Raw genomic sequence first — 6,252 nt, forward strand, 5'->3', positions numbered from 1 at the left:
CGTACGTTCCACCGTCGATCAGAAGATCCGACGGTCGTTCCGGTCAGCGAACCGTGAACCGCACGGCGTCCTCCAGGAAGGGCACCTTCAGCAGCGGATGGGGCTCCACGACGAGCGCCAGCAGGATGATCGCCACGCCCAGGAGCCCGTACGTGACCATGTCCGTGAACCGGGAGCGCACCGCCAGCATGCCGACCGAGGGCACGACCCGCCGCAGCACGGCCGCCACGACCAGCGCCACGCCGATCACCAGGCAGCCCGCCCGGAAGTAGTCGAGCGCGGTGAGCAGCAGCCCGGCCGCGGTGGCCGAGAGCACGGCGAGCATCGGCCACTGCCGGGCCGGCGCGGGGGCGTCCCCGGGGGCGGCCCGGCCGCCGCCCTCGGGCCGGGCGGTGTCCCGCGTGACCCGTGGGAACCGCCGCGAGGCGGGCTGCGCCGGGTCTTCCGACCCCTGCGGGGAACCGTTCGGAGAACCGTTCACGAACGCATTATCGACCCCGGAGCCGTCCGCATCCTCCCGCGAGGCGTCGACCGGCGCCCCGGCCGTGCGCTCAGCCGACACCGGGCTCCGCCTCGGCCCGCTCCTCCGCCGCCCGCTCGGCCACCACCGCGTCGCCGGCGGCCCGTACGGCCCCGCCGGCGTCCGCGGCCCGCTCGGCCGCCTCCACCACGTTGACCAGCAGCTGCGCCCGGGTCATCGGGCCCACGCCGCCCGGGTTCGGGGACAGCCAGCCGGCCACCTCCGCCACACCCGGGTGGACGTCGCCCACGATCTTGCCGTTCTCGTCGCGGCTCACGCCGACGTCGAGGACCGCCGCGCCGGGCTTGACGTCCTCCGGCTTGACCAGGTGCGGCACGCCCGCGGCGGCCACGACGACGTCCGCCCGGCGCAGCTGCGCGGACAGGTCGCGGGTGCCCGTGTGGCACAGGGTCACGGTCGCGTTCTCCGACCTGCGCGTCAGCAGCAGGCCGATCGAGCGCCCCACCGTCACACCGCGCCCGACGACCGTGACGTGCGCGCCGTCCAGCTCCACGCCGTGGTGGCGCAGCAGGTGGACGATGCCGTACGGGGTGCACGGCAGCGGGCCGGGCTCGTTGAGGACGAGCCGGCCGAGGTTGGTGGGGTGCAGGCCGTCCGCGTCCTTGGCCGGATCCATCAGCTCCAGGACGCGGTTGGTGTCGATGCCCTTGGGGAGCGGGAGTTGCACGATGTAACCCGTGCACGCGGGGTCCTCGTTGAGCTCGCGGACGACCGCCTCGATGTCCTCCTGCGTGGCGGTGCCGGGCAGTTCGCGCTGGATCGAGGCGATGCCGACCTCGGCGCAGTCCCGGTGCTTGCCGTTGACGTACCAGCGGCTGCCGGGGTCGTCGCCGACCAGCAGGGTTCCCAGGCCGGGCGTGACGCCCCGCTCCTTGAGCGCCGCCACGCGGGCGGCCAGTTCGGACTTGACGGCGGCTGCGGTGGCCTTGCCGTCGAGAATCTGGGCGGTCATGGCCCCATCCTCGCGGATCGGGGTGCCCGGTTCCACTTCCGTCCGCGCCCGGAGTTCGAACACGTCGCACCGTCGACCCGAACGACCGCACATGAGGTTGCAGGTGCACAACGAGCCCGCAACCGACGTGCAACCGACTGGACAAGAGCGAGCCGGGCCCACCACGATGGCCGGATAGTAGTGCCGCGGGCAGTGCCGGGGGGGCCGACCGCTCAGTTCGCAGGTTCCTCCGTGCGCGGTCGCGCGTCCCCGCACTTCCATACGGAGGAACACCCCGACATGAGCTTCGGCGACCCGAACAACCCGTACGGGCAGCAGCCCCAGCAGCCGCAGGGCCAGCCCGGCTACGGCTACCCGCAGCAGGCCCCGCAGGGCGTCCCGCCGCAGGGTGGCTACGGCTACCCGGCGCCGGGCCAGCCGCCGTACGGTGGCGTGCCTCCGCAGGCCCCCGGCACCCTTCAGGCGAACAACGGCTACATCAACGTGGCCGGCCTCGGCACCGTCCAGGTCGCGACGATGGGCCGCCGCCTCGGCGCCCGTCTGATCGACGGCGTGGCCATCGGCATCCTCTACTTCATCTTCAGCGCGATCGGCCTCGCGGGCGTCTTCGGCGCCTCGAAGTCCATCGACGACTGCTCCGGCATGCAGTTCGGCAGCCAGGAGTACGCCGACTGCGTGAACGACGCCAACGAGGCGGCCGGCGGCATCATCATGACCTTCCTGGGCGTCATGCTGCTGTTCTTCCTGGTCACGCTGCTCTACGAGTGGCTGATGATCTCCCTGCTCGGTGCCACCGTCGGCAAGATGGCCCTGGGCCTGAAGGTCGTCAAGGAGAACACCGGTCAGAACCCGGGCCTGGGCGGCGGCTTCATCCGCTGGATCATCCCGATCGTCGGCGCCTTCCTCTGCTACATCGGTGCCGTCCTGGTCTACCTCTCCCCCTTCTTCGACAACTCGGGCAAGCTGCAGGGCTGGCACGACCGTGCCGCCGGCACCCTGGTCGTCAAGGTCAAGTAACACCGACGGCGAAGGCCGCCACCCGCACCAGCGGGCGGCGGCCTTCGCCGTCTGCGAACCCGGCGCACGGCCGGGTCCGGAAGCGGGGATCAGTGGAAGAAGTGCCGGGTCCCCGTGAAGTACATGGTCACGCCGGCCTTCTTCGCCGCCTCGACGACCTGCTCGTCCCGCACCGAGCCACCCGGCTGGACCACGGCCTTGATGCCGGCCGCCGTCAGGATCTCCAGCCCGTCCGGGAACGGGAAGAAGGCGTCCGAGGCCGCGTACGAGCCCTGCGCGCGCTCCGCACCGGCCCGCTCGACCGCGAGCTTCGCCGAGTCCACCCGGTTGACCTGGCCCATGCCGACGCCGACCGAGCCGCCGTCCTTGGCGAGCAGGATCGCGTTGGACTTGACGGCCCGGCAGGCCCTCCACGCGAACGCCAGCTCCGCCAGCTCGCCCTCCGACAGGGCCTCGCCCGTGGCCAGCGTCCAGTTCGCCGGGTCGTCGCCCTCGGCCTGGAAGACGTCGCCCTGCTGCAGCAGCACGCCGCCCGACACGGGCCGCAGGTCGCCGACCGGACGGGCGTCGCCGTCCACCTTCAGCACGCGGATGTTCTTCTTCTTGGCGAGCACCTCCACCGCGCCCGGCTCGTACCCGGGGGCGGCGATGACCTCGGTGAAGATCTCCGCGACCTGCTCGGCCAGCTCCACCGTCACGGGCCGGTTGACGGCGATGACGCCGCCGAACGCGGACAGCGGGTCGCAGGCGTGCGCCTTGCGGTGCGCCTCGGCCACGTCCGCACCCACCGCGATGCCGCACGGGTTGGCGTGCTTGATGATCGCCACGCACGGCTCGTCGTGGTCGTAGGCGGCCCGCCGCGCGGCCTCCGTGTCCACGTAGTTGTTGAAGGACATCTCCTTGCCGTGCAGCTGCTCGGCGTTCGCGAGCCCGCCCGGCTGCCCGTCCGAGTAGAGGGCCGCCGCCTGGTGCGGGTTCTCGCCGTAGCGCAGGGTCGCCTTCCGCTCCCACGCACCCGCGAGGAACTCGGGCAGCACCGCGCCCTCCTCCGGGGCGTAGGCGTTCGTGAACCAGGAGGCCACCGCGACGTCGTACGCCGCGGTGTGCTGGAACGCCTCGGCCGCCAGACGCTTGCGCGCACCCAGCTCGAACCCGCCGGCCTTCACGGCCTCGAGCACGTCGCCGTACCGCTCGGGGCTGACCACCACGGCCACCGACGGGTGGTTCTTCGCGGCGGCCCGCACCATCGACGGCCCGCCGATGTCGATCTGCTCGACGCACTCGTCCTCCGACGCGCCGGAGGCGACGGTCTCCCGGAACGGGTACAGGTTCACGACGACGAGGTCGAAGGGCTCCACGCCCAGCTCACCGAGCTGCGCCCGGTGGCTCTCCAGCCGCAGGTCGGCGAGGATCCCGGCGTGCACCCGCGGGTGCAGCGTCTTCACGCGGCCGTCCAGGCACTCGGGGAAGCCGGTCAGCTCCTCCACCTTGGTGACGGGCACGCCCGCGGCGGCAATCTTCGACGCGGTCGACCCCGTCGACACCAGCGTGACGCCCGCCTCGTGCAGCCCCTGGGCCAGCTCCTCCAGCCCGGTCTTGTCGTACACGCTGACCAGAGCGCGGCGGATGGGCCGCTTCGTACCTTCGGCGGTCACTGGATCGTTACCTTTCGTCCCTCGATGCGGTAGCCGTTGCGGGCCAGACGCCCCACGACATCGACGAGCAGGGTGCGCTCGACTTCCTTGATGCGCTCATGCAGCGCGGCTTCGTCGTCCTCGTCCCGGACCTCGACCACACCCTGGGCGATGATCGGTCCGGTGTCCACGCCGTCGTCCACGAAGTGGACGGTGCAGCCCGTCACCCGCACCCCGTACGCCAGCGCGTCCCGCACACCGTGCGCACCGGGGAAGGCGGGCAGCAGGGCGGGGTGCGTGTTGACGAACCGCCCGCCGAAGGCCGCGAGGAACTCCTTCCCCACGATCTTCATGAACCCGGCGGAGACGACGAGGTCGGGCTCGTACTGCGCGGTCGCGGCGGCCAGCGCCGCATCCCACTCCTCCCGCGAGGCGTGGTCCTTGACCGCACACACGAAGGTGGGGATCCCGGCCCGCTCGGCGCGCTCGAGACCGGCGATGCCGGGGCGGTCCGCCCCGACGGCCACGATCTCGGCGCCGTAGCCCTCCGGATCCGCCGCGATGGCATCGAGCAGGGCCTGGAGGTTGGTGCCGGAGCCAGAAACCAGCACGACCAGGCGGGAGGCGGCCATGTGAGGCCCTTTCTCGCGGGTGCGTCTTATGCGATCGTACGAAACTCCGCGCCCCCGATATACGGGGAACCATACGAAGCGACCGACCGCACGCAACGATACCGGCACACCGGACAACCCCCGAGGGACGGGGGCATGGCCGGGCGGTAGCGTCGGGCGTACACGTCGCAGTGTCAGCGCAGCACCCAAGGGGAAGAAACGCACCCGATGCCGGACCCGAAGCAGCCCTCCGCCCAGCCCTCCGCCCCCGACTCCGGCGAGGCGCCGGAGGGCCCCACCGCGCCTGCGCCCGACGACAACCCCTTCGCCGCACCCCCGGAGGGCCGCCCGGACCAGCCGTGGCGCCCCCGCCACTCCGACGCCGGCCCCACGGACCCGACCGGCCCCACCGGCCCGACGGGCCCGACGGGCCCCTTCGGCCCCGGCCAGCCCCCGCAGCAGCCGAGCCCCCGCTGGGACCCCACGGACCCGGTCCAGCGCCGCGCCCGGTACGCCCTCCTCTCGGGCATGTGGGCCTTCTTCTTCACCCTGTTCCACGTCCCCGCGATGGGCCTCCTCCTCGGCTCCCTCGCGATGTACTGGGGCTTCAGCGCCCTCCGCGCCAAGCCCACCCCACCGGCCCCGGGCGCCCCGACCCCGCCCACGCGCCCCCAGACCACCCCCGCGGTCGCCGGCCTCCTCACGGCAGCCCTGGCCCTGATCCTCACGGCCAGCACCTACGCCATGCAGATCGCGTACAAGGACTTCTACGTCTGCCGCGACGACGCCCTGACGAAGTCCGCCGCCCTCAAGTGCAACGACCTCCTCCCCCCGCCGCTGCGCGACCTCATGGGCGTCAAGCCGTAGAAGAAGTCCGGCCCGCGGGCCGATCCCGCACGCAACCCACCCGGCCCCCGCCATCCCGGCCGGAGGGGCACTGCGATCACCCTGCGGCCCACGCCCAGCCCCACCGCGCCGCCGGCCGCCGAACCGCCCGGTGGAGCGCAACGACCCCGGACGGCCCATGCCCTGCCCCCGCGGGCCGGAAGCCGCGGGGCCGGTGGGGCGCAGCGATCGTGGGCGGTGTATGTCCAGCCCCCGCCGGGCCGGCAGCCGCGGGGCCGTCCGGTGGGGCGTAGCGATCGTGGGCGGCGTATGCCCAGCCCCCACCAACCCGCACCCGCCACCCGAACCGGTGGGGCGTAGCGATCGTGGGCGGCGTATGCCCAGCCCCCACCAACCCGCACCCGCCACCCGAACCGGAGGGGCGTAGCGATCTGAGGCGCTGACCCGGGTCGAGGGACTCAACGGACCGGAGTCTTCACGATCGTCCCGGGCGTCTTTCTGGGCCTGTCCGCCGAGGTTTTGCATTTCCGGGCCGGGGCGGGGGGTCAAGGGTGGAGCGCAGCGGAATCGCCGCAGGCGACGCCCGAAGGGCGCCCTTGACGCCCCGACCCGGCCCGGAAACCCTCGGCAGGCGGACCCCAAGTCCACGCT

General features: G+C 72.9%; 6 protein-coding genes. 2 read left to right on the top strand and 4 right to left on the bottom strand.

The genetic code is table 11. The features are described from left to right. Positions 1-43 precede the first annotated feature (43 nt). On the bottom strand, positions 44-562 hold the full coding sequence (locus IF43_RS0123665) for a DUF3017 domain-containing protein (protein WP_030204122.1): 519 nt from the start codon (positions 560-562) through the stop codon (positions 44-46). Beyond that, positions 552-1,493, bottom strand: a complete 942-nt coding sequence (locus IF43_RS0123670; protein ID WP_234332507.1) for a bifunctional methylenetetrahydrofolate dehydrogenase/methenyltetrahydrofolate cyclohydrolase — start codon at positions 1,491-1,493, stop codon at positions 552-554. The genes IF43_RS0123665 and IF43_RS0123670 overlap by 11 nt, the downstream gene beginning before the upstream one ends. A gap of 279 nt (positions 1,494-1,772) precedes the next feature. Here IF43_RS0123670 and IF43_RS0123675 point away from each other — a divergent pair, with 279 nt between their 5' ends. Beyond that, entirely contained in the window at positions 1,773-2,510 is a 738-nt protein-coding gene (locus IF43_RS0123675) for an RDD family protein (protein ID WP_030204124.1), read from the top strand. An 89-nt stretch (positions 2,511-2,599) separates the two neighbouring features. Here the strand turns inward: IF43_RS0123675 and purH are convergent, their stop codons facing one another. After that, positions 2,600-4,165, bottom strand: coding sequence for a bifunctional phosphoribosylaminoimidazolecarboxamide formyltransferase/IMP cyclohydrolase (gene purH / locus IF43_RS0123680; RefSeq protein WP_030204125.1), 1,566 nt, complete (start codon positions 4,163-4,165; stop codon positions 2,600-2,602). Further along, positions 4,162-4,776, bottom strand: coding sequence for a phosphoribosylglycinamide formyltransferase (gene purN / locus IF43_RS0123685; protein WP_030204126.1), 615 nt, complete (start codon positions 4,774-4,776; stop codon positions 4,162-4,164). The genes purH and purN overlap by 4 nt, the downstream gene beginning before the upstream one ends. Positions 4,777-4,983: 207 nt before the next feature. Here purN and IF43_RS0123690 point away from each other — a divergent pair, with 207 nt between their 5' ends. Next, complete coding sequence (locus IF43_RS0123690) at positions 4,984-5,622, top strand: hypothetical protein (protein ID WP_030204127.1); 639 nt, start codon at positions 4,984-4,986, stop codon at positions 5,620-5,622. The last annotated feature ends 630 nt before the right edge of the window (positions 5,623-6,252 follow it).

The sequence above is a fragment of the Streptomyces sp. NRRL S-87 genome, from assembly GCF_000719335.1.
In the GTDB taxonomy this organism is placed as follows: Bacteria; Actinomycetota; Actinomycetes; order Streptomycetales; family Streptomycetaceae; genus Streptomyces.

Coding starts and splice junctions, on each gene's coding strand:
- IF43_RS0123670 (WP_234332507.1), bottom strand. CDS start 1,493: ATGACCGCCCAGATTCTCGACGGCAAGGCCACCGCAGCCGCCGTCAAG.
- purN (WP_030204126.1), bottom strand. CDS start 4,776: ATGGCCGCCTCCCGCCTGGTCGTGCTGGTTTCTGGCTCCGGCACCAAC.
- IF43_RS0123675 (WP_030204124.1), top strand. CDS start 1,773: ATGAGCTTCGGCGACCCGAACAACCCGTACGGGCAGCAGCCCCAGCAG.
- IF43_RS0123690 (WP_030204127.1), top strand. CDS start 4,984: ATGCCGGACCCGAAGCAGCCCTCCGCCCAGCCCTCCGCCCCCGACTCC.